The organism is Paenibacillus sp. J22P15, from assembly GCF_056269345.1.
Genome location: NZ_JBWDNT010000045.1, coordinates 1 through 1,340 on the forward strand (window position 1 = coordinate 1; position 1,340 = coordinate 1,340).

Consider the following 1,340-nt stretch of genomic DNA (forward strand, 5'->3'; position numbering starts at 1 on the left):
TGCCGAACATGGGGACGATGCTGAACAGAACGAGCAAGACGATGCCCGGCAGGAGCATAAGATGGTAATGGAGAGCAAATGGCTGTTTATTCACGGTGATCCCGCCTTTCTTACAAAATCGGGACCCTCACCAGAATGGATCGGGTCCTTTACCGAACATTCAATTGCCGATAGCTTCAGCCACTTCTTGCGTAATCTGATCGCCGCCCAACTTCTTCCACTGCTCGACAAACGTGTCGAACGCATCCAACGGCTCCTTGCCCATGATGATTTTAAGAAAGATCTCCTTCTCCATCTTGTCGAGCGTAGCACTCTTTATTTCCATCGTCTTCGTTACAGAGGTAAACAGGTTGTCCATTGGCTTCAACGGTCCGGTGAGCGGCTTGCTACCTGTCGTATAGGAATAATAAGGCTGCCATGCGCCCAAGTCCTTTATTGGATCAAAGTCCGACTGCTTCGCGTTCTGATAGATGTCCTGCATTTCCGCAGTCATCTCCTCCAGCTTCAACTTATCATCCAGCGTTTGCATCAGCATCTCATGCTTTCGGGTGACTGTGTCCGCATAATCGACGGTAATCCTGACCGGCCAATTGCCCGGACTGACACGCATGTCCAGATCCTTCGCATTCTTACCCGTTCCCCGTTCGGCAGCGATTGTCGTATTGATGACAATCATGGCCGCTTCCGGATGTTTAATGCCTTTCTTAACGACGACGAAGGCATTGCTGACCGGAACGGTATGCGTTCGGAAATTGCCCTCTGCATCGAGCGGTGCGGCAATAGCCACCCATTTGGCCTCCGGATCATTTTTAACCGCATCGCCAATAGCTCCCCACGGCATCCACCACGGCCCGTAGAACATACCCGCTTTTCCGCTGACCATCAGCTCGTGTGTTTCCTTGCGCAAGGCGAATTCTTTGTCGATAATTCCGGCTTCGTACCACTCGCGAAGTTTGGCGAGTGCTTCCTTCGTCTCCGGTTGAATTGAACCGTATACGACATCGCCGGACGCATCCTTCATCCAGTACTTCGGATACGATCCGTAGTAACTAAAAATCGAGGCGAATCCATTTTCAACACCGACAAGGTCGATTGGCGATCCAGGCAGACCGAAGGTATCCTCTTTACCGTTACCGTCCGGATCCTGCTTGATGAATGCGTTGGCGGTCGCAGTAACATCATCCAATGTGGACGGCTGTTTCAGGCCGAGCTTGTCGAGCCAGTCCTGACGTACCCACAAGAATGATGGCGCATCGCCTTGTGGCACAATGTTCGGTATCGCCATCAGTTTCCCGTCGAAGGTGGCCTTTCCAAGCGCTTTCCCGTTCGTCGACGCATAG

Annotated in this window: 1 protein-coding gene; it reads right to left on the reverse strand. The window is 52.1% G+C overall.

Going from position 1 to position 1,340, the window contains the following annotated elements; all coding sequences use genetic code 11:
- Window positions 1–160 precede the first annotated feature (160 nt).
- Window positions 161–1,340 (reverse strand): type 2 periplasmic-binding domain-containing protein (locus AC0YN6_RS30420; RefSeq protein ID WP_475751990.1); only part of this gene is annotated, 1,180 nt, incomplete at its 5' end.